The following is a 26,005-nucleotide window of genomic DNA, read 5'->3' on the forward strand; positions in this document are numbered from 1 at the left end:
GTGCCTATCGTGCCGCGCCTGCCACCGGACCTCCATCTTGATATTGCCAGACCTGACCGACTACGCCGCATTGCGTGACGCTTTCCGCTGGCGCATTCCGGATCGCTACAACATCGCCGTCGACGTTTGCGACCGCTGGGCGGCGAGCGCGCCGGAACGGTCGGCCATCATCGAGGTTTCGCAGGATTGGCGGGTGACGCCGGTCAGCTTCGGCTGGTTCCGCGAGCATTCCAACCGACTGGCCAGTGCCCTGCGCGCGCGCGGCGTCGGCCGCGGCGACCGTGTCGCCATCCTGCTGCCGCAGGGGCGGGAGGTGCTGACCGCGCATCTCGCGGCCTACAAGCTCGGCGCTATCGCGGTGCCGCTGGCGGCGCTGTTCGGCGTGGATGCGTTGGCCTACCGGCTGGAGGATTCCGGCGCGAAGGTCGTGGTGACCAACGAAGCCGGCCTCGCCAAGCTCCGCCAGATCGCGCAGCCGCTGCCGGAACTCGCTTTGCTGATTTCGACCGACGGGCCGGATCGCGGCGTGCAAGGTTGGGACGAACTCCTCGCCGAAGGCAGCCCCGATTTCACGCCGGTGGAGACCACGCCGGACGATCCCGCCTTGATGATCTATACCTCGGGCACGACTGGTAATCCGAAGGGCGCGCTGCACGGCCACCGTGTCCTGCCCGGCCATCTGCCGGGCGTGCAGATGCCGCATGAATTCATGCCGCGGCCGGGCGACCTCGCCTGGACGCCGGCCGACTGGGCGTGGGCCGGCGGCCTGCTCAACATGCTGCTGCCGGCGCTGCATTTCGGCGTCGCGGTGGTCGCGCGGCCGGTGACGCGCTTCGAGCCCGACGAGGCCTATCGTCTGATCCAGGATCTCGGCATCCGCAACGCCTTCGTGCCGCCGACCGCGCTGAGGATGCTGCGCGGCGCCGGCAATCCGCGCGGCCGCTGGCGGCTCAACCTGCGCACGGTCGCGGCGGCGGGCGAGGCGCTCGGCGCCGAGACGCTGGCCTGGGGGCGCGAGGCGCTGGGCCTCACGATCAACGAGGCCTATGGCCAGACCGAGTGCAATCTCGTCCTTGCCTCCAGCGCCGCCATCGGCGTGAGCCGGCCCGGATCGATCGGCAAGGCGGTTCCCGGCCATGATGTCGCGATCATCCGCCCGGACGGCTCGGTCTGCGCGCCGGGCGAGGAGGGGCAGATCGCCGTGCGCCGGCCCGACCCGGTGATGTTCCTCGAGTACTGGCGCAATCCGGAGGCGACGGCGGCGAAGTTCGTCGGCGACTGGATGACCACCGGCGACCAGGGCGCGCAGGATGTCGACGGCTATGTCCGCTTCATCGGCCGCGACGACGATGTCATCACCTCCTCCGGCTATCGGATCGGGCCGGGCGAGATCGAGGATTGCCTGCTGAAACATCCCGCAGTCTCGCTCGCTGCGGTGGTCGGCAAGCCCGATGCGTTGCGCACCGAGATCGTCAAGGCCTTCATTGTGCTGAAACCGGGTCAGGACGGCTCGCCGTCTCTGGTATCCGAGCTTCAGAACTTCGTGCGCTCACGGCTTTCGGCACATGAGTATCCGCGCGAGATCGCGTTTCGGGGCGAATTGCCGCTGACCACGACGGGCAAGATCATCCGCCGTGTGCTGCGGGCCGAGGCCTGAACAGCGACTGGCCGATCCGCCGGCGAATACGCGCTGCCAGATCGGCCGGGGTGCCGGCCCGTCGATGGTTGAGGCGCAGCGTTCCGAAGCCGCCGCTCACGGCTTCGAAGATCGGCAGGCCGCCAGCGAGCCTGATCGAGCGCGCGGGAGCGGCCTTGCGCATCATCGCCAGGAGCAGCGCCAGCGGCCTGGCCGGGGCCAGGCCGTCATCGCCGGCCGCCAGATAGAGCCAGCGCGACGGAGCGCGGCCGAGCGTCAGTGCTGCCGCTATCGGCTTTTCGTCCAGCATCAGCAGCGCGATCCGGCACAGTTTCTGTCGGCTGAGGTTGCGGCTCATGCTGCGCAGGAAGGCGGCCTCGCGGATATCCTGAAGAGTTGCCCGGCCGGTCTGCCCACGTTGGCCCGACGCCTCCAGCGCAAGCAGGATCTCGACGGCGTCGCGCCGGCCGGCAAGGGTCGAAGGTTCTTCGAGGCGCAGCGTTCCCTGTGCCTCCAAAGCCGTCCGTGCCTCCTTGGGGCCTGCCGAGTCCGCCAGCCGCGGGCCGGACAAGCCAAGATCTTGCCAGTCCGCCGCGAAGCCGTGCCTGCGGGCAATGCGGATGAGTGCCGTCGCGAACGGTCCGGCCGGATCGACCGCCGGGAATGTCAGGCCGGCGGTCGGCCCAGCCTCCCGGCGCCAGGCACGCAGCAGCGCGGACAGGGCTGGCGCCACGAAAGTGCTGTCGATCAGGGGCGTACCGTTGAACAGGCGGGGATCGGCGAATTCGTCGAGAGCCTCGGCCGCGAACAAGCGCTGGCGCCGGCGGAACGGCACGAGGCCGATCAGCCGGCGCGGTTGCCGTGCTGCCTCGCCCTGCCAGAGCAGCATGAGCGCGACGTCACGAAACGAGACGAGATGCTGGGCCGCAGCGAGCGCGAATCCGGGATCGAGAAAGGGATTGGGCTCGATCGCACGCGCTGCGAGATCAGCCCATTCTTCGACGATCCCGTCGCAGGAGGAGAGCGGGCGGATTTCGCAGTGCACTGCCGTGCCGGGATGCGATCGCGCCCCGGTCGGCACCATCGACGCCGTGCCGCCCACGCTAGCCAGGGCCATGATCTTGCTCATCCGCTCCCGCTCCCGATGCGTCGCTCCGGCGCAAGGCTGTGCCGTAATGGCGAGACACGGGCATGTGCCTCGCCATGCGGGAGAGATGCTTCAAGAAACAGGCCGCCGCGGCTGTGTCAGGGCGACCAGTCAAGGGTGGCTAGGATTGCGCGGCCTCGGCGCGCTCCGCCTGCTGGCCGAGGAAGGCCGACCACAGGCGTTGGACGGTCTCCTCCTCGATATCCTTGACGATCAGGACCAGGCGCGAGCGCCGGTCGGCATCAGGCCAGGAGTCGAGCGTGACGGGCGGATGCAGGATCTGCTGGACGGCATGCACGAGCAGCGGGCGCCCGGGCTGCTCGGCTACATCGACCAGGCCTTTCAGCCGCAGCAGGCGCGGGCCATGGACCGAGCGCAGCAGGGTCCAGAACAGATCGAAGGTGCTGCGGGTGACAGGCCGATCGGCCGTCAACGCGAAGGCGCGGATCGCTTCGTCGTGACGATTGACGTCATGCGGGTCCTGCCCGTGATGGTGATGTCCGTGTCCGTGATCATGGTGATGATGGCTGTGGCCGTGATCGGGGATTTCGGTTTCGGCCAGCCAGCGGCGCAGCGCAGCCGGGCGCTCAGCCAGATCGTAAAGGCCGGCGCCCGTCAGCGCGCTCGCCGCCGCATCCGGAGGAAGGATCTCGACGCCGGGATTCAGCGCGGCGAGGCGTGCGCGCAGCGCATCGGCCGGGCCTGCGAGGTCGGTCTTGGTCAGGACGAGCCGGTCGGCGGCGACGACCTGCCGGCGCGCCTCCTCATGGCCATCGAGCGTAGCCATGCCGTTGACGGCGTCGACGAGCGTGACGACGCCGTCGAGCCGGAAGCGCATGGCAAGATAGGGGTGGTTGATCAGCATGTTCAGGATGGGCGCGGGGTCCGCGAGGCCGGTCGTCTCGATGACGAGGCGGGCAAAGGCGCCGATCCGGCCATTATCCCTCCGGCGCAGCAGATCCTCGAGCGTGACGATGAGGTCGTCGCGGATCGTGCAGCACAGGCAGCCGGATTCGAGGAGGATCATGTTCTCCTCGACACCCTCGACCATCAGGTGGTCGAGCCCGATTTCGCCGAATTCGTTGACGAGCACCACGGTGTCCGCGAGCGCAGGGTCTTTCAGCAGCCGGTTCAGCAGCGTCGTCTTGCCGGCGCCGAGGAAGCCGGTGAGCAGCGTCAGCGGTATGGGAGCAGGGCGGGCATTGGCGCCGGTCATGATCTGTCGTCCGGTCTCAGCGCATCGGACCGAAAAGGCTAATCCACCTTCCGGGAAAATCCGACGCTTCGTCAAATAGCCGGAGCCCCGCCATGCATCCTGGGACACACGACGATCCAGCCTTCAGGCAGGCACCACGCTCCGCCTTGAGTGTTCTACTATTACATTAATGACCAGCGCGAGGATGACAAGGGCGCCCCCGGCATATTGCAGCGACCCCAGGCGCTCGGCGAGCACGATGGCGGCGATCGCCACGGCGAAGACCGGTTCGGCGCAGAAGGCGAGGCCGGCCGGCCCGGGCGCGATGCGCGCCAGCGCCAGGATCTGGAAGAGGAAGCCGATGATGTAGCCGCCATAGGTAATGGCGACGGCGATCGGCGCGAGCAGGAAGGTCTGCGGCGGCAGCAGCCCGCCCGTGATCAGCAGGATCGCCAGCGTCACCGGCAGGATGACGATATGCGACCAGAACAGCTTCGGCAGCGTCGCGACCTCGGCGCAGCGCGCGGCGGCGAAGAACTGCGCGGTGGCGCTGAGGCTGGCGATGAAGGCGAGGGCGAGCCCGCGCGGATCGAGCCCGCTGAGGTCGGGGCCGACGACCAGTGCGATTCCAAGGAAGGCCAGGAGCGCGACTGCGAACCGGTCGGCCCGGAAGGGGGCTGCCGTGAACAGCGGTTCGGTCAGCACGATCAGGATCGGAAAGGTGTAGAACACCACAGCCGCGACCGAGACCGGCACGAAGCTGACCGAGGAGAGATAGGCGGTGCCGACCAGCGCGGTCGCGAGACCGAAGAGCAGGACGGGCTGCCGTTCGTCGCGGGCGAGACTGAGGGAACTGCGCCAGGCCAGCGCGGCGCCCCCGACCAGAATCAGCATCAGCAGGACGCGGTAGAAGACGAGCAGCGGACCGCTGAGGCCGACCTGCCCGGCGATCTGCGCGCTGACGATATTGGTGCCGAAGGCGGCCGCCGAGGCAAAAGCCAGCAGCAAACCCTGGCGAGCGCTGGCTGCCCCCGTGTCCAATCAGGCCTCAGGCGTCGCTGGCGGGCTTGGCCTTCGCCTTGGCCGCGGGCTTGTCGGCCTGCGGCTTCACGGCGGCCTGCGACGGCCGGCGCTTGGGCAGCGCGCTCGTGCTGGCGGGCACCTTGCCGGGCTGGGGCTTGGTCGCCGGAGTCTTTGCGGGCTGGGGCTTGGCCGCTTGCGCCTTGGCGTTGCGGGGAGCGGGTTTGATGCCGGCGGCCGCGCCCGCACGCAGGCTCGCGGCATTCGCCGCACCGCGCTGGACCGCGCCCTGAAGCCGCAAGGGGCCGGCCTCGAAGGCATTGGCGGAGGGCTGGACCGGCGCATCGGCCGGGGCGAAGGCGGTGGTGCCACGCGGGATCGCGCCATTGCTCGACGCGGTGCGGCGCGGCGCAATGGCGAGCCCGGCGGCGACGGGAGCGCCCGGCTCGATCGTCGGGGCCGTGCCGCGCGCGACCCGCGATTCCGGCTGGGCCGTGGCGTTGGCGGCGAGCGGAGCGGCGGCGGAGCCGGCGGTTCGGCCGAAGGAGACCTGAACCGGCACGACCTGCGCGCGCTGGCCGAGAACGATGCGCCCGCGCGGCGAGCGCGTGGCGACGGGGCCTGCTGATTGCGTCGTGAAGCCGCCGAACCGGCCGCCGTCCGAATCATTGCCACCGGCGGCAGCCGAAGCGGCGATGGGGCCGGAGATGTCGGCATCGTCAGCCAGCGCCACGCCGCCGCCGCGATGGCGAACGTCGTCGCAGATATTCGGCGCGCGCGTGCCGCTAGGCGCCATGGAGGCGACGGTGATGCCGCCGCCGCCCCAGCGACTGAAGCCGTCGTCGAGGAGCTGGGCGGCCTTGACGGTGCGCTCGACCCCGGAAACCGAGCCGAGCACCACGGCGATCAGCGTCTTGCCGCCGCGGCTGGCCGTCGCAACGACGTTGAAGCCGGAGGCGCAGGTGAACCCCGTCTTCATGCCCTCGATGCCGGGATAGCGGCCGACCAGGCCATTGGTGTTCTGCATCACCTGCTTGCCGAGCTGCACGGCAGAGGTGTTCCAGTAGTCCGAATATTGCGGGAAGTCGTGCATCAGCGCCATGGCGAGCACGGCGAGATCACGCGCGCTGGTCTGCTGGTCAGGATGGTCCCAGCCATTGGGGTTGACGAAATTGCTGTCGCGCATGCCGAGGCGCTGAGCCTCGGCATTCATCATGCCGACGAAGGTCGGGACATCGCCGCCAACGCCCTCGGCCACGACATAGGCGATGTCGTTGGCCGATTTCACCATCATGATCCGCAGCGCGTTGTCGAGCGTGATCTCCTGCCCCGGCCGGGCATAGACCTTCACGCGCGGCTGGCTGGCTGCGAGCTTCGAAACCGGGATCGCGGTCTCCAGTGCGAGGCGCCCTTCCCGCACCGCCTTCAGCGCGAGATAGATCGTCATCATCTTGGTGGTGGAGGCCGGCCGCCAGGCCTGCGTCGCGTTTTCGCTCGAGAGAACCGCACCGCTCGATGCGTCGACGACCAGACTCGCCCCGGCGAGAGCGGGGCCCGTCGCGATGAAGCTGAGGGCGAGGACGGCGGCAAAGCGGGAGGGGGTCATCGGGCGGGCTTTGAACCTGTCTGGATGAAACTGGCGGGACGAAGAGGAAGCGGGCAGTCTGGACCAAGCGGGACGCGCAGCTTTCAACGCGACGCATGCGGCATTTTCGAGACGGCCGACGCAGTCGCCAGCCAGCAGATGCATACCTACCCTCTGCCGAGCGATTTGCCTAGACAGGAGCGTCGGTTCAAAAGCTGCGGGCAACCTTAGGCGCTCATTCCTTCCCGGAGCTTACCGTGGCTTTTGGCCTTCTCTGGATTCCGGCGACGATTCTCGCCTCGCTGCTGCAGACTGCCCGCAATCTGGCGCAACGCTCCCTCACGGACATCATCGGCGTCGTCGGCGCCACGCAGGTGCGCTTCCTCTTCGGCCTGCCTTTCGCCGTGCTGTTCCTGGTCCTGGCCTGCATCGGTCTGGAGCGGCTGCCGCCGGCCGTCGGCATGGCTTCCCTGGGCTATACGCTCTGGGGCGCGCTGACGCAGATTGCGGCGACGGCGCTGATGCTGGCGGCGATGCGCGAGCGCTCCTTCGCGGTCACCACCGCCTACACCAAGACCGAGCCCGTGCAGGTCGCGCTGTTCGGGGCGTTCCTGCTTGGCGACGCGCTGACGCCGCTGAAGTTCCTCGCCATCGCGATCGCGACGGCCGGTGTGATCGTCGTCTCGTGGAAACCCGGCGAGAAACTGACCCGCGCCGGCCTGCGCCCGGCCGTGCTCGGCATCGTCTCGGGTGCCTTCTTCGCCCTCTCGGCGATCGGCTTTCGCGGCGGCATTCAGGCGCTGCCGGAGGGCGGCTTCCTGATCCGCGCCTCGACCATTCTCGTGCTCGGCCTCGGCTTGCAGACGCTGATCCTCACGGCCTACCTGCTCGCCGCCAATCGCGAGGCCCTGTTACGGAGCCTCAAGAACTGGCGCCGGTCGCTCTCCGCCGGCTTCCTCGGAGCCGCCGCTTCGCAGTTCTGGTTCATCGGCTTCTCGCTGACCACGGCCGCGAATGTCCGCACGCTGGCGCTGATCGAGGTGCCGCTGGCGCAGATCGCCTCGCGTCGCCTCTTTTCCGAAGGCACAAGCCGGCGCGAGATCTTGGGCATGGCGATGATCGTCGGCGGCGTCGGGCTGCTGCTCTCGGTGGCATTGCGATGAGCCCAGCAGCCAGCTAGTGCTGGAGACAAGAAGAGTCAGCCGATCCACGCACGGCGATCATGCACGGATACCGGCTTGCCGGGCGGCGCAAGGCTGCCAAGATGACGTGTAGCTACACATTATAAGGAGAGCCGTCATGAGCGCTGCAATCGTCGGCTGGGCGCATACGCCGTTCGGCAAGCAGGATGCCGAAACCGTCGAAAGTCTCATCGTGCGGGTCGCGGCCGACGCACTGGTCGATGCCGGCATCACCGCCGATCAGGTCGACGAGATCGTGCTCGGCCACTACAACGCCGGCTTCTCGGCACAGGACTTCACCGCCTCGCTCGTCCTGCAGGCCGATCCGGCCCTGCGCTTCAAGCCGACCACCCGCGTCGAGAATGCCTGCGCCACCGGCTCCGCCGCCGTCCATCAGGGCGTGCGGGCGATCAAGGCAGGCGACGCCAAGATCGTGCTCGTCGTCGGCGTCGAGCAGATGACGAAGACGCCGGGGGCAGAGATCGGCAAGAACCTGCTCAAGGCCTCCTATCTGCCCGAGGATGGCGACACGCCGGCCGGCTTTGCCGGTGTCTTCGGCAAGATCGCCGCCGCCTACTTCCAGCGCCACGGCGACCAGTCCGACGCGCTCGCGATGATCGCGGCCAAGAACCACAAGAACGGCGTCGAGAACCCCTATGCGCAAATGCGCAAGGATCTCGGCTATGCCTTCTGCCGCGAGGAGAGCGAGAAGAATCCCTATGTCGCCGGCCCGCTGAAGCGCACCGACTGCTCGCTGGTTTCGGACGGCGCCGCTGCGCTGGTGCTGGCCGACGAGGCGACCGCCTTGCAGATGCGCCGCGCCGTCGGTTTCCGCGGCATGGCCCATGTCCAGGATTTCCTGCCGATGTCGAAGCGCGACATCCTGAAGTTCGAGGGCGGCGCGCTCGCCTGGCAGAAAGCCCTGGCCCAGGCCGGCGTGACGCTCGACGACCTCTCCTTCGTCGAGACGCATGACTGCTTCACCATCGCCGAACTCATCGAATACGAGGCGATGGGCCTGACCAAGGAAGGCGACGGCGCCCGCGCCATCAAGGAAGGCTGGACGCAGAAGGACGGCAAGCTGCCGGTCAATGCTTCCGGCGGCCTCAAGGCCAAGGGCCATCCGATCGGCGCGACCGGCGTCTCGATGCATGTGCTCTCGGCCATGCAGCTCACCGGCGAGGCGCCGGAGGGCATGCAGCTCAGCGAGCCGCGCCTCGGCGGCATCTTCAACATGGGCGGTGCCGCGGTCGCGAACTACGTCTCCGTGCTCGAACGCATCAAGTGAGGCGGGCGTCCCGGGCAAGCGCAGAGCGGCCTAGCGGACAGCGGGAGCGCCGGAACACAGGCCGCCGAGCAAAGGCGGCCTGATGTGACGAGCTTCCTCGTTCTGCTGCTCGCCTATATCCTGAGCCAGTTCTTCCGCGCCTTTCTGGCCGTGATCTCGGGGGATCTCACGCGGGATCTCGGCCTCGATCAGGGGCAGCTCGGCAGCCTGCAGGCCGCCTGGCTGATCGCCTTCGCGCTCTCGCAATTCCCGGTCGGATATGCGCTCGACCGGATAGGCCCGCGGCGGACGCTGGCCGGCTTCCTTCTCGTCGCCGTCGCCGGAACGGTGATCTTCGGCCTGTCGCAAAATTATGCGACTGCCCTGACGGCCCTCGCGCTGATCGGCATCGGTTGCTCGCCCATCCTGATGTCCGGCTTCTATCTCGCCGCGCGGCTCTATTCGCCCCGGCATTTCGCGACGATGTCGTCACTCCTGATCGGGTTCGGCTCCGTCGGCGATCCCCTGAGCGGCGCGCCGCTCGCCTATTTCCTGGCGGCCTATGGTTGGCGTGCGACTGTCTTCGGCCTCGCCGGAATCGTGGCGCTGACGGCCTTGCTGGTGATCCTGTTGTTGAAGGACCCGCCGCCGCTGCCCGACACTCCGCAACGGCATGTCTCGCTGCTGGAGGGGATCCGGCAGATCTTGGTGAAGCGGCCGCTCTGGCTGATCTTCCCCTTCACCTTCGTGAGTTACGGGGTGACGATCTCGATGCGCGGCTTGTGGATCGCGCCGTATCTCCAGACCGTGCACGGCTTCGACCTTGCCGCGACCAGCTATGCGGCGATGGCCATGGGCGGCTTCATCGCGCTGGGAGCGCTGCTGGTGTTGCCGCTCTATCGACGGATCGGCGCCAAGATCACAGTCGTGGGTTGTGGGGTGATCGTAGTCTTGGCGTGCCTGGTGCTGGCACTCTGGGGGCAGGGATCGCCCCGCCTCGCGGTCGGCCTCTTCCTCGTCATCGGTCTGTTCGGTGTCACCTATGCCGTGGTGATGGCGCATGCGCGCGCCTTCATGTCGCCTCTGGAGATCGGCCGCGGCGTCACCTTCATGAATTTCGTCTTCATGGGCGGGGCGGGCGTGATGCAATGGCTTTCGGGTCGGCTCGTCAACACCCTCGACAGGCACGGCTACGAGCCGCAGACCACCTTCGGCTGGCTGTTCGTCTTCATGGGCGTCGCGCTGGCGGCCACACTTGCCGTCTATGCGGCCTCGCCGTCGGAGTCGAAGGCTGCCGCCCCCGCGGTCAGGTAGCGCCGGACCGGCCTCCACAGGCTCGGATCGGTGGCCGCGGCGAGCGGCGCTCAGCTCTCGCCCGGCGCCTTCGCTGCGATCGCCAGCGCGTGGACGCGGTCGGCCAGTTCCTGCGCCAGTGCCGCATTGACCAGGCGGTGGCGCTCGAGCCGGCTCTTGCCGGCAAAGGCTTCCGACACGATATTGACGCGGAAGTGAGTCTCTCCGCCCTCGCGCCAGCCGCCATGGCCTTGATGCTGGTGCGACTCGTCGATCACCTTCAATTCCTGTGGCGCAAAGGCTTCGGTCAGCTTTCGCGTGATTCTTTCAGCGATTGCGGTCATGATCGTGCCACCGTTGCGATGATTGTCCTTTCGGTTCGGCGATGTGCTGCATCGCACTTGCCGGCCCGAACCCTGCGTCTCATAAACCGTCGACGATGAACATCAACTCACGCCTTTTCGACAGCATCAGGATCGGCTCTTCCGAGGCGGAAGCGACCGTCGACAGCGATGCGCCGCGCTGCGACCATCCCGGCTGCGCGCGCGGCGGCGAATTCCGTGCGCCGAAGGGGCGCGGCCGCGAGGGCCAGTTCTTCCTGTTCTGCATGGAGCATGTGAAGTCCTACAACGCGACCTACAACTACTTCGCCGGCATGGATGACGACGCGCTCGCGGCCTACGCGAAGCAGGAGGAGATCGGCCACAGGCCGACCTGGAAGCTCGGCGTCAATTCCAAGGCGGCGCGGATGTCGCAGCGCGGGCGCAAGGCGAATGGCGACGCCAGCGCCGACATGCACGACGCCTTCAACCTGTTCGGCGCTCGCAACAAGCAGCAGGCCGCGCAGCCGGAAACGCGTGTGGGCGTCGTCGCGCGCAAGGCGCTCGATACGCTCGGCCTCGACGACACCGCCGACTCGGTCGTGATCAAGGCGCGCTACAAGGAGCTGGTGAAGCGCTTCCATCCGGACGCCAATGGCGGCGACCGCTCGCGCGAAGGCACGCTTCAGGAAATCCTGAAGGCCTATCAGCAGTTGAAGAGCGTGGGGATGGTCTAGCCTGCGCCGTCATGCTCGCCCTTGTGGCGAGCATCCACGTCTTGAACATCACCTGCGACCGCCGGACGTGGACGGTCGGGACAAGCCCGGCCATGACGCGGAGAGCGATCAGCCCTTCTTCGCCGCCAGCCCTGCGACATCCGCGATGATGCCGTCCAGCGCGAAATCCTTCGGCGTGTAGACACGCGCCACGCCCATGTTGCGCAGGGCGTTCTCGTCGTCGGGCGGGATGATGCCACCGACGACCACCGGCACGTCCATTCCGGCGACCCGCAGCCGCGCGGTGACGTCGCGCACCAGCGGCAGATGCGAGCCGGAGAGGATCGAGAGCCCGATGATGTCGGCTTCGCTCTCCCGGGCCTCGCTGACGATCTCCTCCGGCGTCTGGCGGATGCCGCCATAGCTCACATTCATCCCGGCATCACGCGCTCGCACCGCGATTTGCTCGGCACCGTTCGAGTGCCCGTCGAGGCCGGGTTTGCCGACGAGGAAGCGCGGCGGGCGGCCGAGGCGTTCGGTCGCCTTCGCCACGGCTGCCTTGGCGGTGGCGAGGCCGCTCGCATCCCCGAGCCTGGTGGTGTCGACGCCGGTCGGGGCGCGGTACTCGCCGAAGATCTCGCGCAGGGTCTGCGCCCATTCGCCGGTGGTGACGCCGAGCTTGGCGCAGGCGATCGAGGCCGGCATGACGTTGCGGTTTTCGCGGGCACTGGCCGCGAGCTCGGCCAGTGCGGCTTCGGCAGCCTTCGCATCGCGGGCGGAGCGCCAGGCCTTGAGCCGGGCCACGGCCTCGGTCTCGACCGAATCCGGCACGGTGACGACGGCGCCATCGCCGGCCGAGAGCGGGGAGGGCTCGCTGTTGGTGAATTTGTTGACGCCGACGACGACTTGCTCGCCACGCTCGATCGCCTCGATGCGGCGTGCGCCGTTTTCGACCAGCGCCTGCTTCATGTAGCCGCTCTCGACGGCCGCGAGCGCGCCGCCCATGTCGTCGATCCTGGCGAGTTCCTCGAGCGCGGCTTCCTTGAGCTCGCGGACCTTGGCATCGATCACGGTCGATCCGTCGAAGATGTCGCCGAATTCGAGCAGGTCGGTCTCGTAGGCCAGGACCTGCTGCATGCGCAGGGACCATTGCTGGTCGAAGGGGCGGGGCAGGCCGAGCGCCTCGTTCCAGGCCGGCAGCTGCACGGCCCGCGCGCGCGCCTTCTTCGACAGSGTCACKGCSAGCATCTCGATCAGGATGCGGTAGACRTTGTTCTCSGSCTGCGGCTCGGTCAGCCCGAGCGAATTGACCTGCACGCCATAGCGGAACCGGCGCATCGCCTCATCGGCGATGCCGTAGCGGCCGAGCGTGATCTCGTCCCAGAGCTCGACGAAAGCCCGCATCTTGCAGAGCTCGGTGACGAAGCGCATCCCGGCATTCACGAAGAAGGAGATGCGCCCGACGGTGCCGGGGAATTCCTCCGGGCTGACTTCCGGCCGGGCGCGGATCGAATCCAGCAGGGCGATGCCCGTCGCCAGCGCGAAGGACAATTCCTGCACCGGCGAGGCTCCCGCCTCCTGCAGATGGTAGGAACAGACATTCGTCGGGTTCCATTTCGGCAGCTCGCTGGCCGTGAAGACGACGATGTCGGTGGTGAGTTGCATCGAGGGGCGCGGCGGGAAGACATAGGTTCCGCGCGAGAGATACTCTTTCACGAGGTCGTTCTGCGTCGTGCCCTGCAGCAGCTTGCGGTCGGCTCCCTGCTCGTCGGCGACGGCGATGTAGAGCGAGAGCAGCCAGGCCGCCGTCGCGTTGATCGTCATCGAGGTGTTCATCTGCGCCAGCGGGATCTGGTCGAACAGCGCCCGCATGTCGCCGAGATGGCTCACGGGCACGCCGACCTTGCCGACCTCGCCGCGGGCCAGCACATGGTCCGGGTCGTAGCCGGTCTGTGTCGGCAGGTCGAAGGCGACGGACAGGCCGGTCTGCCCCTTGGCGAGATTGGTCCGGTAGAGCCGGTTGGACTCGGCCGCGTCGGAGTGCCCCGCATAGGTGCGGAAGATCCAGGGCTTGTCGCGCTGGCCCGTCTGCTGGCCGCCAAGCTTCGTCGCGGTCATGGCGTCTCCCCGTATTGCAGAGCAATCTGAATGTTGCACTGCGGCGAAGATAACGCCAGAGCTTCCGCGATGTCCCCTTCGACGTTAGGCGGACGGTTTTCGGCTTGAGCCGGGCCTATGCTCAAGCCCTCATCCTGAGGAGTAGCCGAAGGCCGCGTCTCGAAGGATGCTTCAGGAAAGCTCTGGAACCATCTGAACCATCCTCCTTTGAGAGCGGGCCGATGGCCTGCTCCTCTGGATGAAGGCGGTGACTGTTCCCGCGCGCGTCGAGCGGCTATCGCGAGGAGAGGCTGCCCCGGATCTCGGACGCCGCAAGAAGAGCCACGCGGTTGTCGGCCTTCGCAGGCACGACGAAGGCGCGGACGGAGGCTTTCGGCAGATCGAGATCGAGCGGCCGGCCCGGCGGCAGCGGCGCGTTCTTGACCAGCATGACCGCCGGTGCCTGGAACGTTACGAGCTTCGGTGCTGCCGTCTCCGGAGCGAAGGCAAGCGGCGCCGAGGCGAAGGATGTGGACACGGCCGGTGTGGCGGTCGCGAGCGGCGCGGAGGTGGATGCCGAGGCCAGCTGGATCGTCGGCTCCTCGATCCGCCTGCGCTCGGGGCGCTCGCCCTTGAGATAGAAGGCATTGCCGCCGGCCACGGTCACGTAATGCATGTTGGCGTAGCCGAAGCGCATGCCGGCCATATGGAAATGCTTGGCCGATCCGACCGCCTCGTTCCGGCGGCCGTTGAGGATGTCGTCCGCGATGGCCTCGATCTTCGGCCGGGTGTGTTCCGGCATCGGGCGGGTGAGGACGCCGGCGGCGAACTGGCGGGGCGCGCCGACCACGCCGCAGATCGTCTCAGGATACCGCTGCGATTCGACCCGGTTCATCACCACCGTTCCGACGCCTAGCAGGCCGGCCTCGCTCGACCGGTTCGATTCGAAATACATCGCGCGGACGAGGCACTCCTTCTCGCGCGGATCGGCCTTGGCGAGCGCGACGGCGCGCTTGCGCGCGGCGGCCGGCTCCTTCGTCGTCGGCGCGGAGACCGCGGCCGAATCGACCGGCGACATGCTGCAGGCGCCCAGGGCCGGCGCAAGGAGAGCCATCAGAATCGGGACCGATCCACGTCCGCCGTACCTGAAAACTCCGCCAGAACGGAGACCATGCGCAGCGATCGCGGCCCGCTTCATGCGGCAACCTCCTGAGTTCGGGATCATGGGCAGCCGGGGGGGCGCACCGGGATCACCGGCAAAGAAACCCGAAATCAATAACAGAAAGTTAATCCGGGAAGGAAGGCCCCGCGACGCAAAGACCGGTCGGAGCGACCCTCCCTTGCATCGGGCTACATGCTAACGCTTTGTCAGAGAACGCAAAATTGGGCGCTTCGCGGCCTGAATATTTATGGGAACTCGCGCGCCGCCGGGCGGAGTTTCGCGCCGCTCCGGCCGGAGGCTTCAGTTCCGTGTGCCGGGCAAGCGCGGCAGCGGCAGGAAATCCACGCCTTCCTCATGCAGCATGCGGGCATCGTCGGCCGTTGCCTCGCCATAGATGGCGCGCGATTCCGCCTCGCCATGATGGATCTTCAGCGCCTCGTCGGCGAAGCGCTCTCCGACATGCTCGGCATTCTCATGCACGTGCTGGTGCAGCGCGGTCAGCATCTCGCGGAAAGCCTTCTCCTTGTCGCTCATCAGCGCGACCGGGGCTGGCGATGCGGCCGCAGGCGCAGGCGCTTCCGGCGAGGGCTCGGCCGGGCGCGCGCCGAGATCGCTGCGCGCGACATTGGGCGCCATGATCGCGCGCTCGACCTTGGCGCTGTTGCAGGCCGGGCAGGTGACGAAGCCGCGCCTCGCCTGTTCCTCGAAGCCGCCGGAGGAGGGGAACCAGCTCTCGAATTCGTGGCCGTTGTCGCAGATGAGCGTGTAGCGGATCATGTGATCTTAGATGGTGGCGCCGCGTCGCCAAGGCAAATCGGCACGCAAGGAGTGCTGCCTGCCGGCATGGCGGGGCAGTGAAGGCCAGGTGCCTCAGGCTGCGAGCAACTCGTCGAGCTCGCCGCGGGCATCGAGCGCGTGGATGTCGTCCGAGCCGCCGACATGGCGCTCGCCGATGAAAATCTGCGGCACCGAAGTGCGTCCGCCTGCCCGGGCCGTCATGGTCTGCCGCAATTCCGGCTGGCCATCGACATCGATCTCCGAGAAAGCGACCCCCTTTCGGGTCAGGAGCGTCTTGGCCGCCTTGCAATAGGGGCACCAGGAGGTGGTGTAGATCGTGACCGGCGGCATGGGCTGGGGGCTCTCGATAAGATGCTGCCCTCTCATGTAGTGCCTTCCCGGCCATCCGTCACGACCCGTGCGAAGGTCAGGATGTCGACATCGCGCGCGCCGGCCCGCAACAGCGCCCGCGCTGCGGCATTGGCGGTCGCGCCGGTTGTCAGCACGTCGTCGACCAGGAGGATGCGGCGGCCTTCGACATGCGGGCGCTGCGCATCCGGCACCCGGAACGCGCCCTGCAGATTGTCGGCGCGCTGCGAGCGGGTGAGCCCGACCTGCTGGCGCGTGCGCTTGACGCGGGCGAGCAGGGTGGGCGCGAGCGGAAGCTTCGCCTGGCGCGCGACGACGCCGGCCAGCGCGGCAGCCTGGTTGAAGCGTCGGCTCCAGAGACGCGCGCGGTGCAGCGGGATGGGCACGACGATCTCGGCCTCGCGGAGCAGTTCGCGGCCTGCCTGGGCCATCATCCGCCCGAGCGTCAGGGAGAGTTCGACGCGGTCGCCATATTTCAGCCGATGCACCAGTTCGCGCGCCGCGCCGTCGAAGCGGCAGACGGCACGGGCCCGCGTGAAGACCGGCGGATCGGCGATCGCGGCCGGCGAGAGCAGGCCGGGGCCGAGATCGACGGCGAAGGGCGTCCCGAGCCGTTCGCAATAGGGGCGCTCGATGAAGCCGATGCCGCCCCAGCAGGCCGGGCAGAGCGCCTGCGCCTCACCGGTCGCGGCCTGGCAGGCGACGCAGGCCGGAGGATAGACGATCGCGATGAGGCCGCCGAGCCCGGCCCGAAAGGCAAGGCGGCCGTGGTGCAGGGCGATGAAGGCCAGGGATCGTCGCTGCTCGCTTTCGCCGTCCACCGAAACGCTCCCCCAAGCTGCCTCGGCAATTTTCAATCTCGCCGGCAGGCTTGCAAGACCTGTTGGCCGCTTCCTGCGCGGCTCGCACCGCTCTTTTTCGCGTGCGTGGCGCATCGCTTGAGCCGGCTACCGACGGGATATTCCGCTCGTCTCCATCTCAAGGCCGCGCCCGCCTGGAAAGGCGGGGATGTTCGCCGCGTCAATTGAAGCCCTTCGGGCCGATCCGAGGATTTTTGTCGGGACAGCTTCAAAAAAGCAGTTGCGGCGTTGCGGCGCTCCGACTACAGAGACGCCCACGACCGGCGCTGCTCCCTTCGTCTAGCGGTCTAGGTCGTCGCCTGCCCCCCAGGTTGCCTACCAAGTGAGTAGGGGCAGGGGATTGAGGGTGGTAGGGTTACCAATGAGGTCCGATGGCGGGCTGAATTTGGCAAGCTAGACGAATGGAATTGACTTGTAAGTAAGAGAAGTAATAGTAAGGTATATCGCAGTATAACGTAAGTAACGCTCCCTTCGTCTAGCGGTCTAGGACGTCGCCCTCTCACGGCGAAAACAGGGGTTCGAGTCCCCTAGGGAGCGCCATTACTTAGATATACTAAGCCGCGCAAGGAACGTAGGCGCGCTCGGGTCTCAGACGCTCCCTGTATTTCAGACGCTCCCTGTATTGTAGATTTTCACAATCTTCTCTAATGCATCCAGGAAGCCTGGATCGGTCAGGCGGCGACCCTCCAAAGTTTCGATGCTGCCATCGTCCGCTTGACGCAAGCCTCGCGCCCGCATCCGTCTTGCGGCAACGAAATCCTTGAGCGCACTGACTTCCGCTTCGCTTAAAGTTTGTCGGTTCGCGACGGCAGGCGGGACGCCTTCGAGTTTGCTCGCCACGGCCAAATAGATGGTGGGTGCTTCCCGTGCCCGTCTGAGTATGTCAAGCTGCGCCTTATAGCTTCTGTTTTGGGCAGCAAGCAGGGCAACGCGGTGCTTCAGCTCCGGGTTAAGTCGGGCCAAATCTTCGTCGCCGACAAGGTCAACCGCGGCAAGTGGGCCACCCCTCTGTTTTCGCGGGCGCAGAATCACTTCGGAAGCGGCCTCCCAAGCCCGGTACAAACCATGATAAGGATTTGCCCCACCTCGCTTATTGCGTATCGACGGCTCAGCTAAGCTCTGCTCCTTGGCATGGATCCGCGCCGCGTAGGTCTGGACCACCAATGGTACGGTGAGCCGTTGCTTCCCGTTGACGACGAGATGGTGAAGTACGCTGTGAAGGTTTTGAAGCTTCAACCTGATTGTCGAATTGGTGGCGCGCTCAACAAGTTCTTTGAGCGTTGCGTCCACAATATCCAAAGCTTGTTTCCCTTCGACGTTCATTGACATAGCTCTCTCAACAAATGCCCTCCCGATCGGATGAGGGATGGGACTGATGATTCGAGGTCGAGAAACCGATCCGGGTCGCCTTCAACGAGGACGCCGTCGGCAGATCTTCAACGGTGCTTGCCCAGCGGATATCGCGGATGAGGTATCCATCGAAAGGACCACGGGGAATGGTGCGGCGAAACTACTGCGCATTCAATTCGAGCAATATCTCGCGGCCGGGCTGGGTGAGTGTGGTCCGCTCAAGCGGACGCCCGATGCTGTTCCGGGCGACTTCTTGGATGCGCTCCTGGAGACCGAGTTCTTCAAGCGTCTTTCGCCCCTCGATTAGATTCTGGGCCTCCTGAGCACCAAGTTCGCCCAGCAGCATGGCCGCCATCGCGTCCGCCCCAGCGCGACGCTCTTCCAGGGAAAGCGGCGCCAAGGTTATAGGAATATAGCCGTTCTGGTAGAGAATGCGGTTCACGAATTCGTCTCTCTCCCTTTCAATTTCTGGTCTGTCTAGAGATACAAAGAATCGACTCATCTGGACGATTGAGTCCGTGAGTTCGAAGCGGGTGGATTCTCGCCCAGATACCTCGGGTATACCCTTTGGTCGGATCACCATCGGGATGCCGTCTTCACCCGCTTCGGCAGTTACTTTTCGGATCGCGCGGACCATCTCAATGAGCATCATAGTTGCGTGTACGTCAGCCACAGACTGCTCCTGTGATTGAGTCTCAGCATCCCATTCGGCTTCGAGGGCTGCGATCCGTTGGCGCAGAACGGGAGGTACAGGCTCTCCTTTGGCGTTGGCATCTCGGCGCTCGGCCTTGAGCTTCTTAATCTCAGCCTCGCGTTCCTCAATTCGCTCTTTCAACTGGTCCACTCGTGCAGAAATGAGGTTGGAGTGGCCCCACAATGGAATCAGAAAGGGTAGCCCGGTAACCAAGAAGCGGCACCGCACACAGTTTCTCGAGCCACCCGGGACGGGCTTGTGGCGTGACTTGTTCGCTCCTAGGTCATTACGGGCCTGCCAGAGTTCTCCGCCGATATGGCAGAGTGTTCCTCCATTCGGACAAATTCCGATGTCCATTCGAGACCACGTAGAGCCGTCGGAATAAGGGCCCTTCAACTGCGCCAGGCCATCATCGTGAAGGCGAGCTGTCATTCTGGCGGCCTGTTCAAAGGTCGCTTTCTTCAGGAAGACCGGGAAGGCATCGGCCGCCTTAGCAAGGGCCTGAAGGCGCGCTCGCGTCAGAATTTCACTTACATGCGGCGGCTCAAATTTGGTGTACTTCAAAGTCATGAGGATGGTCGCGTGACCGGCTATGAGCTTGCTAAGAACCGCAATCGGGACGCCTTCATTGTAGAGGCTGGTAATTGTTGAGGAGCGCAATCCATGCAGAGTGAATATTGCCTTCTTCGGCGCCCCACTTGCATCGCGACCGGTAATGATGGTGATAGGATTATTGGGATCTTCCGCATTGAGGCGAAGCTCCAGCTCTTCCAATGCATCATAAAAAAATTGAAGTATGACCTTGTAGCTAGGTGGCGCCTCGTTGCCTCTTGGTCCGACATTCAGAGGGTATCTAAAAATATAGAATCGGTCGGGAATCAGGGCTTTCACCGCGTCAGTCGGGTCGTCAATAAATATCCCGTATGGAGTCTTTGAGAGCGGCAAAGGTCCTGCTACGGGGTTATATTTTTCTTGCCATTCTCGCATCTCCGAAAGATTGTTTAGCGCCTCAATAAATTCCCAAGGCATCTCATATCCCGAATTTTCGTCAAATAGATTGGGCCTGTCCTGTGTTTTATTCGAGTTTATCCAGAATCCCGTTAGAGTGCTGATATTTCCACCAAATTGGGACTGAATCTCTCTAAATACTCCACGTCGGGTGTTTTTTGCGCCGACAGATTTCCAGTAATCGGCATGTGGTCCTTCGGCTGGGCCCCATTTATTCTCCGTGGGATTCCAGTACCGGCTGTCGCCCTCGCCGCTATCGAGCCGTCGGACCTGAACATTTCGCAGAGGCAAATCCAACATAAGCAGGAGCATTCTAGGCAATACCTCGCAGAATACGGGTTCTGCATGCCCAGTGTCAGGATTTTTCCACGTAATCCAATGGAGCGGTCGCCCGTCGGCGCGAGATTTAAGGCCTCTTGCCCAAGCAAAGTTATTGTCGGATATTATTTTTTTCAGTTCGACATGCATTCGTGTTGGCATCGGCTTGGCCGCGACATCGCCGTTTTTCGATGTCGTATTTTTCGACGCCTGAGACATTCTGAATCGTTCAACGTCTCCGTACGAGAGAGCCACTTTGAATAAAGTATTTCCATCTCGATCACGATTTTCGTCTTCCATCCAGCAGAAAAAATCGAAGATCCGCCCGATCGAATTTATGCGTTGAGTTGAAGTTGACCAGGTCTTCGCGAACTCAAGTAGGCCAAGCATGTTGGACCGAGAGAGCGCTTTATCCGGTTTGTCGACCTCCAAAGAAGGGCGGGTGCTAAAAAATTCTTCCAGCAAGCGTAGCGCGCGAAGATAAGCTTTTTTTTGAAGTAGCACTCTCTCGCCTAGCCAACGGTTGAAATTTTCTCGGAGCCATTGCAGGTGGGTAGTTTCAGAAAGAATGCTTTCGGTTCGGCTGCTCTTCCTCCTGCGAACTTGTCGATTTACTTGAATGCAGAATTGCGGATTGTCCGTAACATCAGCAACTAGGCGCACCAGGCGATTCAGGCTTCGTCGGTTTGACTCAGATGTCCATTCCGCCCAGATCCCGCTGGGCCGCAGCAATCGTCCTAGCTCAACGATGTGCGCTTCTTGAATACTTTCGAGATAATCAATATGGTCTGAGGAGAACTTGAGCACGGCAAGCCACTTCCAGATTGCGAATGAGCGATCTTGACGTTGTCTCGCTGGGAATTTCGAAAGATGCGAAAGCTTCTCTATTTCGGAACGTAGTAGCACGAAGTCGGGGTCAAGTTCTTGGAGGAAGAACTGGAACCATTGTGCGTTTATATCGCCGATAGCAGAGCGGCCGAAGAGGATACCCAATGGCCACAGGACGGCCCGCTGCGCGTGCAGGCCATGCAGTTCGTATAGGAAATCGTCCTGAGCCGCTCGGCTGCCATCCAGGCGACAGCTCTCCACCATCTCCTCGATCAGAGTAGCTAACTTCTCGCTGTCGGTATCGTTGATGCTTGGTATCAGGGCGAAACGTCGTTCGTCCGGGTTGAACCAAGCTTCGCCGAGATTCTGCGCAATTGTTACGTGGTTGAAGCGAGTTTCAAACACGCGCTCCTCCTGAGGTTATAAACTCGCTGAGAGCAAGTAACGCGGCCGAGCTTTCATGGCCGATAGGAGGGATCTGAACGACCTCTCCCAGCATGCGTCGGCGGGCTGCTTCTAACTGCGCGTTAATCTGCGCCTTGGTCGGTACGACGTAAGGTACATGTGAAAGGTAGTGTCGGTGGTGCAGTCCCTTCTTGATCACAGAGGGGGGGACACCAAGGTTCGAAAGGGTTTGGCCGTAGAGATGGCGTAGTCCGTGGGTTGTCGTCCCGCGCGCTTTCGAATGCTCTAAACCGATCCGGCGCACGGCGGCCGCGTGGTTTCGTTCGTAGCCCTTTGGGGAGTAAGGGTCTCCAATCATTGCGCCGCTGGCTTGAGGAGTTCGTTCGGTTACAAAGAGAAATGGATGGTCCCTACCTCCAAGGCTTCGACGTCTTTCCATTATCGGATCGCGGATAAACCGCAGATAACCAAGGAATAGGATCCAAAACAGTGTCGAGGCATTGTCGTCGAGCCAGTACACGAAAGCTTGGTTGTCTTTGTTGAGATCCATACCTTTCCAACCCGCGTGATAGCGGTCTCGAAGAACTTCATTGCGGGGGCGCAAGCCGTATCGGCGCTCAAGAATCTCCGCTCGTGACAGCGAATATTCGCTTCCGCTCAACGGGTCCGAATATCGTATCCTGGCTTCGGCCGGATGATTGATTACGATCAGGGCATGACCCGGCTTTTCTGGCTCTTCCACAACGTCCTGGACCCAGAGATGCAAGCCTTCGCTGCGGCGGAAGCCTCCGTACGCATCAAGCAGAACCATCATTTGGTCCCGGATATTGTATCGTAGGTAAGGATCAGTCGTGTGGAGTTTTCCTGGTCGCTGATGGCCGATCCAAAGGAGCGGCTCCAACTGGTCAGGCGGGAAGAATTTTACCTCCTCCGCCGATTGTCCTTCCGTCGTTCGACCAAGATCGATGAGGCGAGGCGTTGTCCGCCTCACGTTTGTAGGGGTCAGGTGAGACAACATCGAAACTTGGCGTCGACGTGCCCAGACAAGGTGCTCGGAGAACGACAATGCATCGCTCGGAACGCAGCGGACAGGGAGTGTACGCAACGGGTTGTCGAGCCCCTCGGCATGAGCCCAGTCAGAGAAGCGTTCGATGGCATGCGCGAGCATTTTGGCTCTTGTGACCGGCGTGCGCGGCCAAAAGAGCCCGTCAGGATCATCGCCCGCTTCGATGGTGCCGCTGAGAAGAGAAATGGCGAACGCACGGTACAGTCGGCGTTGGACATTGAGGTTACGCTCTAGGGCATCGTCGGCGATTGCCTGTCCTCGAGTCTGGCAAAAGTCCCAGAACAATCCGAGGCCGCGAGATATGGTGTCCTGCCAAGTTCTAGACCGGCTTGGAAACGCCATCATGTAGTCGACGAGGGGTGTGAAAATCTCCACGGACCCGTCGGCTTTTCGTAAGAATAGGCCTCGGGCTGACCATCCGCACGGCATCGATTCAACGTTGATAGCGCTCGTCGCGTGATGAAGTGGTTGTGGCTCTCTCACGGGCGCTGAATCCTTCTGTCAGTGTAAATCTAGAATCGGACAGCAGAAATTCTTGATAACCGACCCTAAACAGGTCCGATTTCGGTGTATATATCGGCGGGAAATCCTTTATAAAGTGTGAATTGATCTGATTGAAACTTGTAATTGTCTTCAGTTAATAAAATATAGAGCGTATATTAGTGGGAGATCGGCGTTTCTGTATTTTGGTAATCTCGTGTTTCGGGGGCGTCTCGTTCTCTCGCTCCAGCAGATCTGCGTTCCGGTAGGGGGGGAGTCTCCCGGAACGCAGCTCCGGGAGACTGGCGGAGCGCTACAGGATTCAGGGAGCTGAATCCTTGGGAGCGAACATGGGATCCTTCAGCTATGCTCCGCTGTTGATCGGAGCCGACATTGTCCCCGTATCGCAGGGGACGGGCCGCATGCTTGCCGAGCCCTAGTTGCGCACGTGGCGACTCTTCGCTTCACCCCGCCCAACATGGACGGACACGCCGTGGTTACGTGTGGCGAGATTGCGGCCAGTACCCGCATCGAGACTTCGGCCGGGCTCCCGCTGGCAACGGCGGGGCGAGATGGCGCCAAAACGCAAGCCGATCGTCGTCGGCCGCATCGGTACGCGACCTATAGACTTGCGGGCGTATCCCGTGTCGAGTCAGGCCTGCCGGCTGCCAATAGGCCGAACGTGGCTGCCTTGAAGGATTCCGGCTGACTGCGGAAGGATTCGTTCGCGATGATCATGTCAGTCGGCCCGCGTTCCCTCGGCGCTTTCATACGAACCCCGCCGCGGTCGCGCGGTCTGGACATCCTGCGCGGTAGAGTCGCGGAATTATCGATCCGCGACAATCACACCTATGCTCGTTCGATGTCAGCGGTACGCGAGGCTGGGAGGAGAGAGCGGAGAGATAAGGTTTCGCCCGAAGCGGGGCCATTTGCGCCCGACGAAGTCGGAACCCGTGGCGGTCATCACGCGACTGTCTGCCGCCGCCAACTCTCCACGGCCCGATCGAGCTTGGCGCAGTCCTTTTCGTCAGCCCAGCGATCCCAGAATTCGATTGTTCCGCTTAATGGCTCATTGATGGGCTTTGCGATGCGGATGCGTGTTGGCAGCAGGATCGCATCGCCGACCACGAGCGCCTCCCCGGTATCGAGCACAGGCAGGAGATCGCCGAAACCTCCGAGACTGTCGGGCAGGAGGCGACGGACGACGGCCTGGTCGTCGCCATTCGTCAACCTCATGGCGATCAGGTTGTTACGCTGGCTGACGACTGTACGGTTCACCTCGGCCGGGCGCTGGCTGATAACGACCAGGCCGACGCCATACTTGCGACCTTCCTTGGCGATTCGCTCGAAGGTCGCTATCGCGTTCTCGGCCACGCCGGAGGTCGCCTCCTGCGGAATGTAAAGATGCGCCTCGTCGCAGAAGAGCGCCACCGGATGGCGGGAGTCCTGCGGGCTCCACTGCTGCACCGAGAACACCAGTCGCGCGACCATACCCACGATCAGCGGCAGGATGTCGGAGGGCACCTCCGAGAAGTCGATGATCTTCACGCCGCCCTTGCCGCCTCTGGCGCTTCGGCCGCCCAGCAACTGCCTGACGACGTCGTCCAGCCACGCGTAGCCATCCGCCACCCCAGCGGCGGGAAACAGGAACCCGAGACGGCGGTCCGTCAGCTTGCCTTCGAGCCGCGGGATCAGGCGGCTCAGTTTCCCATTGAAATCACCCTGCTTCTCGCCGCGGCTGGACGGCACCATCTCCGTATTCAGTGCATTCAGCTCCGCCAGCACGTCCGCTATCGAGAACGGAACGGGGCTGTCGATGGTAAAGTTCGCGAGCGCCTCGGCGTGCCCGCCGCGTTCGAGAAAGGCGGTCTTCGCCTTCACGATGGCGCGTGACATGACCATGGCCTGATTGGGAGCGGTCAGGTCCGAGCGGTCGACGAACATCGAGACGAGCGCCTCGTAACTCAGCAGCCAATAGGGCAGATGAAGGACGCCCTCGTCGAGGGGTCGGTCAGCGTCGATGTCCGCCGGGCCGGCCACTTTCAGGTGCGCGAAACCATCACCGACTAGGGAAGCGTACTCGCCATGCATGTCGAAGACGATCGCGTTGGCGCTGCCAAGCTCCGCCACCTGCTCCAACAGCCGCGCCGTCGTCCAGGACTTGCCCGATCCGGTGCTTCCGACGATGACGGCGTGACGCTGGAACAGCCGGTTGCCGTCCACGAAAGCTTCCGCGCCTAGGTCGAGAGTATAGGCACCTAGGGAAAGCCGTCGTCCCTCGCCGGACAAGCGTTCGCCCTCGAGCGCGAAGCACCAAGCGTCGATCTCGGGCACGGTCTCCAGCGTGCGGCGGAAGATGTTTGACTGCGATCCGTCCCGGTCAATCAGCGTGCCGATCAGCACGACACGGACCAGGTTGAGTTCGGTGTGCGCCCTGTCCCGGCTTCTATGTCGGCTAGCTTGACGTCCTCCAGCGCTGTTCGCGTGATCTTGTTGATGATCCCGATGAGCTTGTGACCCGATCGGCTGCTTTGTAGCGCGACCAGCCTGTTGACTTGCAGCTTGCGGAGGGAGCTGACGTCGTCGACACGGACGATCACCACCGTGGTGTCGACGGACTGGACGTGCCCGAGCGCTTCGCCGTCGTCGAAATCGAGAATGCTCACGGTCCGCTCCCTATGGTGAAATCGAGGAAGACATCGAGGCGCCAGACGGGCCGTTCGATGAAGAAGCCGTCCGGCACGTCGTGGGTGTAGGCGGTGGCACCCTCGCCGCATTCCTCGAAGGCCACGTATCTTCGGCATCGGCCTCCCGTCAGCAGCGCCTTGGCCGCGGGCGAAAGCACCTTGGCGAGGATGACGAGGGGAACCCTGTCCCGGCCGCAGCGCTCGACCAGCTTTTCCTGGAGATGCTGGTCGTTGAAGCCGTAGCCGACGCAGAGATAGGCCCTGGCCGCCTCGAGCGCGGCGTCCGCACAGCCGATGATTGTGCGGAACGGTTCGGTGTGAGTGAGCCGGTACTTGTCGAGGCCGGGCGTCACCATCAGCGGCTCGTAGTTCGCCGGCGGCTCGATTCCACCGCGTAGGCCGATACTCTCTCGCGTCGGCGTCTGGAACCAGTCGAGCGAACCGTGCACCTTCCAGATGCAGACTGTCCGGGAGCGTCGGCTGCCGACGTGGACGCGCGTGCCGGGAATTGCCCCACCCGCCGAGGCGTTCGGACATGCTCAGG

At 64.2% G+C, this 26,005-nt stretch carries 20 protein-coding genes, 1 tRNA gene and 1 pseudogene; 6 read left to right on the forward strand and 16 right to left on the reverse strand.

Features of this window, described 5'->3' with window-relative positions; genetic code table 11:
• The first annotated feature begins 40 nt into the window (after nucleotides 1–40).
• On the forward strand, nucleotides 41–1,657 hold the full coding sequence (locus AC1DEZ_RS22295) for an AMP-binding protein (RefSeq protein ID WP_476780746.1): 1,617 nt from the start codon (nucleotides 41–43) through the stop codon (nucleotides 1,655–1,657).
• Here AC1DEZ_RS22295 and AC1DEZ_RS22300 read toward each other — a convergent pair.
• The 4 genes from AC1DEZ_RS22300 to AC1DEZ_RS22315 all read right to left on the reverse strand — a co-directional run bounded on the left by AC1DEZ_RS22300 (nucleotide 1,626) and on the right by AC1DEZ_RS22315 (nucleotide 6,604).
• Nucleotides 1,626–2,765 carry a GNAT family N-acetyltransferase gene (locus tag AC1DEZ_RS22300; RefSeq protein WP_476780708.1) on the reverse strand — a complete coding sequence of 380 codons (1,140 nt, stop codon included), beginning with the start codon at nucleotides 2,763–2,765 and terminating at the stop codon, nucleotides 1,626–1,628. The genes AC1DEZ_RS22295 and AC1DEZ_RS22300 overlap by 32 nt on opposite strands.
• 139 nt (nucleotides 2,766–2,904) lie before the next feature.
• A complete protein-coding gene (locus tag AC1DEZ_RS22305) occupies nucleotides 2,905–3,999 on the reverse strand; it encodes a CobW family GTP-binding protein (protein WP_476780709.1) in 1,095 nt (364 codons plus the stop codon).
• Nucleotides 4,000–4,122: 123 nt separating this feature from the next.
• On the reverse strand, nucleotides 4,123–5,019 hold the full coding sequence (locus tag AC1DEZ_RS22310) for an EamA family transporter (RefSeq protein WP_476780710.1): 897 nt from the start codon (nucleotides 5,017–5,019) through the stop codon (nucleotides 4,123–4,125).
• Between the two features lie 7 nt (nucleotides 5,020–5,026).
• Nucleotides 5,027–6,604, reverse strand: coding sequence for a D-alanyl-D-alanine carboxypeptidase family protein (locus AC1DEZ_RS22315; RefSeq protein WP_476780711.1), 1,578 nt, complete (start codon nucleotides 6,602–6,604; stop codon nucleotides 5,027–5,029).
• A gap of 236 nt (nucleotides 6,605–6,840) precedes the next feature.
• Between AC1DEZ_RS22315 and AC1DEZ_RS22320 the strand changes: the two genes are divergently transcribed.
• The 3 genes from AC1DEZ_RS22320 (at nucleotide 6,841) to AC1DEZ_RS22330 (ending at nucleotide 10,345) form a co-directional block, all read left to right on the forward strand.
• Nucleotides 6,841–7,746, forward strand: a complete 906-nt coding sequence (locus tag AC1DEZ_RS22320) for an EamA family transporter (RefSeq protein WP_441509583.1) — start codon at nucleotides 6,841–6,843, stop codon at nucleotides 7,744–7,746.
• Between the two features lie 136 nt (nucleotides 7,747–7,882).
• Nucleotides 7,883–9,052: an acetyl-CoA acetyltransferase gene (locus AC1DEZ_RS22325; RefSeq protein ID WP_476780712.1), complete on the forward strand. Its 1,170-nt coding sequence runs from the start codon at nucleotides 7,883–7,885 to the stop codon at nucleotides 9,050–9,052.
• Nucleotides 9,053–9,136: 84 nt separating this feature from the next.
• Nucleotides 9,137–10,345: an MFS transporter gene (locus AC1DEZ_RS22330; protein WP_476780713.1), complete on the forward strand. Its 1,209-nt coding sequence runs from the start codon at nucleotides 9,137–9,139 to the stop codon at nucleotides 10,343–10,345.
• Between the two features lie 50 nt (nucleotides 10,346–10,395).
• Here AC1DEZ_RS22330 and AC1DEZ_RS22335 read toward each other — a convergent pair whose 3' ends face one another.
• The gene (locus AC1DEZ_RS22335) at nucleotides 10,396–10,668 is read right to left on the reverse strand and encodes a BolA family protein (RefSeq protein ID WP_441509580.1); all 273 of its coding nucleotides are present in this window, start codon (nucleotides 10,666–10,668) and stop codon (nucleotides 10,396–10,398) included.
• Nucleotides 10,669–10,763: 95 nt separating this feature from the next.
• On the opposite strand from AC1DEZ_RS22335, the gene AC1DEZ_RS22340 reads away from it, so the two are divergent.
• Nucleotides 10,764–11,381, forward strand: a complete 618-nt coding sequence (locus AC1DEZ_RS22340) for a J domain-containing protein (protein WP_441509579.1) — start codon at nucleotides 10,764–10,766, stop codon at nucleotides 11,379–11,381.
• A 108-nt stretch (nucleotides 11,382–11,489) separates the two neighbouring features.
• On the opposite strand, the gene AC1DEZ_RS22345 is transcribed toward AC1DEZ_RS22340, so the two are convergent.
• The 5 genes and pseudogenes from AC1DEZ_RS22345 to AC1DEZ_RS22365 all read right to left on the reverse strand — a co-directional run bounded on the left by AC1DEZ_RS22345 (nucleotide 11,490) and on the right by AC1DEZ_RS22365 (nucleotide 16,547).
• Nucleotides 11,490–13,478 carry a methylmalonyl-CoA mutase family protein gene (locus AC1DEZ_RS22345; RefSeq protein WP_476780714.1) on the reverse strand — a complete coding sequence of 663 codons (1,989 nt, stop codon included), beginning with the start codon at nucleotides 13,476–13,478 and terminating at the stop codon, nucleotides 11,490–11,492.
• Between the two features lie 606 nt (nucleotides 13,479–14,084).
• Nucleotides 14,085–14,442, reverse strand: a pseudogene (locus AC1DEZ_RS22350) (cell wall hydrolase); the annotation flags it as partial.
• A gap of 477 nt (nucleotides 14,443–14,919) precedes the next feature.
• Complete coding sequence (locus AC1DEZ_RS22355; RefSeq protein ID WP_476780715.1) at nucleotides 14,920–15,396, reverse strand: DUF1178 family protein; 477 nt, start codon at nucleotides 15,394–15,396, stop codon at nucleotides 14,920–14,922.
• 93 nt (nucleotides 15,397–15,489) lie between these two features.
• A complete protein-coding gene (gene grxC / locus AC1DEZ_RS22360) occupies nucleotides 15,490–15,747 on the reverse strand; it encodes a glutaredoxin 3 (protein WP_441509575.1) in 258 nt (85 codons plus the stop codon).
• Nucleotides 15,748–15,779: 32 nt separating this feature from the next.
• A complete protein-coding gene (locus tag AC1DEZ_RS22365; RefSeq protein ID WP_476780747.1) occupies nucleotides 15,780–16,547 on the reverse strand; it encodes a ComF family protein in 768 nt (255 codons plus the stop codon).
• Between the two features lie 542 nt (nucleotides 16,548–17,089).
• On the opposite strand from AC1DEZ_RS22365, the gene AC1DEZ_RS22370 reads away from it, so the two are divergent.
• Nucleotides 17,090–17,165, forward strand: a tRNA-Glu gene (locus tag AC1DEZ_RS22370).
• A 66-nt stretch (nucleotides 17,166–17,231) separates the two neighbouring features.
• Here the strand turns inward: AC1DEZ_RS22370 and gmtX are convergent.
• From gmtX to AC1DEZ_RS22400, 6 genes are all read right to left on the reverse strand, one after another.
• Nucleotides 17,232–17,954: a gamma-mobile-trio protein GmtX gene (gene gmtX, locus AC1DEZ_RS22375; protein ID WP_476780716.1), complete on the reverse strand. Its 723-nt coding sequence runs from the start codon at nucleotides 17,952–17,954 to the stop codon at nucleotides 17,232–17,234.
• A gap of 181 nt (nucleotides 17,955–18,135) precedes the next feature.
• The gene (locus AC1DEZ_RS22380; protein WP_476780717.1) at nucleotides 18,136–21,228 is read right to left on the reverse strand and encodes a VPA1269 family protein; all 3,093 of its coding nucleotides are present in this window, start codon (nucleotides 21,226–21,228) and stop codon (nucleotides 18,136–18,138) included.
• Nucleotides 21,221–22,669 carry a hypothetical protein gene (locus tag AC1DEZ_RS22385; protein ID WP_476780718.1) on the reverse strand — a complete coding sequence of 483 codons (1,449 nt, stop codon included), beginning with the start codon at nucleotides 22,667–22,669 and terminating at the stop codon, nucleotides 21,221–21,223. The genes AC1DEZ_RS22380 and AC1DEZ_RS22385 overlap by 8 nt, the downstream gene beginning before the upstream one ends.
• Before the next feature lie 1,068 nt (nucleotides 22,670–23,737).
• A complete protein-coding gene (locus AC1DEZ_RS22390; protein WP_476780719.1) occupies nucleotides 23,738–25,177 on the reverse strand; it encodes an ATP-binding protein in 1,440 nt (479 codons plus the stop codon).
• On the reverse strand, nucleotides 25,171–25,440 hold the full coding sequence (locus AC1DEZ_RS22395; RefSeq protein ID WP_476780720.1) for a hypothetical protein: 270 nt from the start codon (nucleotides 25,438–25,440) through the stop codon (nucleotides 25,171–25,173). Before AC1DEZ_RS22395 ends, AC1DEZ_RS22390 begins: the two co-directional genes overlap by 7 nt.
• The gene (locus AC1DEZ_RS22400) at nucleotides 25,437–25,910 is read right to left on the reverse strand and encodes a hypothetical protein (RefSeq protein ID WP_476780721.1); all 474 of its coding nucleotides are present in this window, start codon (nucleotides 25,908–25,910) and stop codon (nucleotides 25,437–25,439) included. Before AC1DEZ_RS22400 ends, AC1DEZ_RS22395 begins: the two co-directional genes overlap by 4 nt.
• Between the last annotated feature and the right edge of the window lie 95 nt (nucleotides 25,911–26,005).

Source organism: Allobosea sp. 10L422 (assembly GCF_056395345.1).

What these genes read in the sequence shown, in the direction of transcription:
- grxC (WP_441509575.1), bottom strand. Translation starts at nt 15,747, where the DNA reads ATGCCGCCGGTCACGATCTACACCACCTCCTGGTGCCCCTATTGCAAG.
- AC1DEZ_RS22315 (WP_476780711.1), bottom strand. Translation starts at nt 6,604, where the DNA reads ATGACCCCCTCCCGCTTTGCCGCCGTCCTCGCCCTCAGCTTCATCGCG.
- AC1DEZ_RS22300 (WP_476780708.1), bottom strand. Translation starts at nt 2,765, where the DNA reads ATGAGCAAGATCATGGCCCTGGCTAGCGTGGGCGGCACGGCGTCGATG.
- AC1DEZ_RS22355 (WP_476780715.1), bottom strand. Translation starts at nt 15,396, where the DNA reads ATGATCCGCTACACGCTCATCTGCGACAACGGCCACGAATTCGAGAGC.
- gmtX (WP_476780716.1), bottom strand. Translation starts at nt 17,954, where the DNA reads ATGTCAATGAACGTCGAAGGGAAACAAGCTTTGGATATTGTGGACGCA.
- AC1DEZ_RS22325 (WP_476780712.1), top strand. Translation starts at nt 7,883, where the DNA reads ATGAGCGCTGCAATCGTCGGCTGGGCGCATACGCCGTTCGGCAAGCAG.
- AC1DEZ_RS22340 (WP_441509579.1), top strand. Translation starts at nt 10,764, where the DNA reads ATGAACATCAACTCACGCCTTTTCGACAGCATCAGGATCGGCTCTTCC.
- AC1DEZ_RS22335 (WP_441509580.1), bottom strand. Translation starts at nt 10,668, where the DNA reads ATGACCGCAATCGCTGAAAGAATCACGCGAAAGCTGACCGAAGCCTTT.
- AC1DEZ_RS22305 (WP_476780709.1), bottom strand. Translation starts at nt 3,999, where the DNA reads ATGACCGGCGCCAATGCCCGCCCTGCTCCCATACCGCTGACGCTGCTC.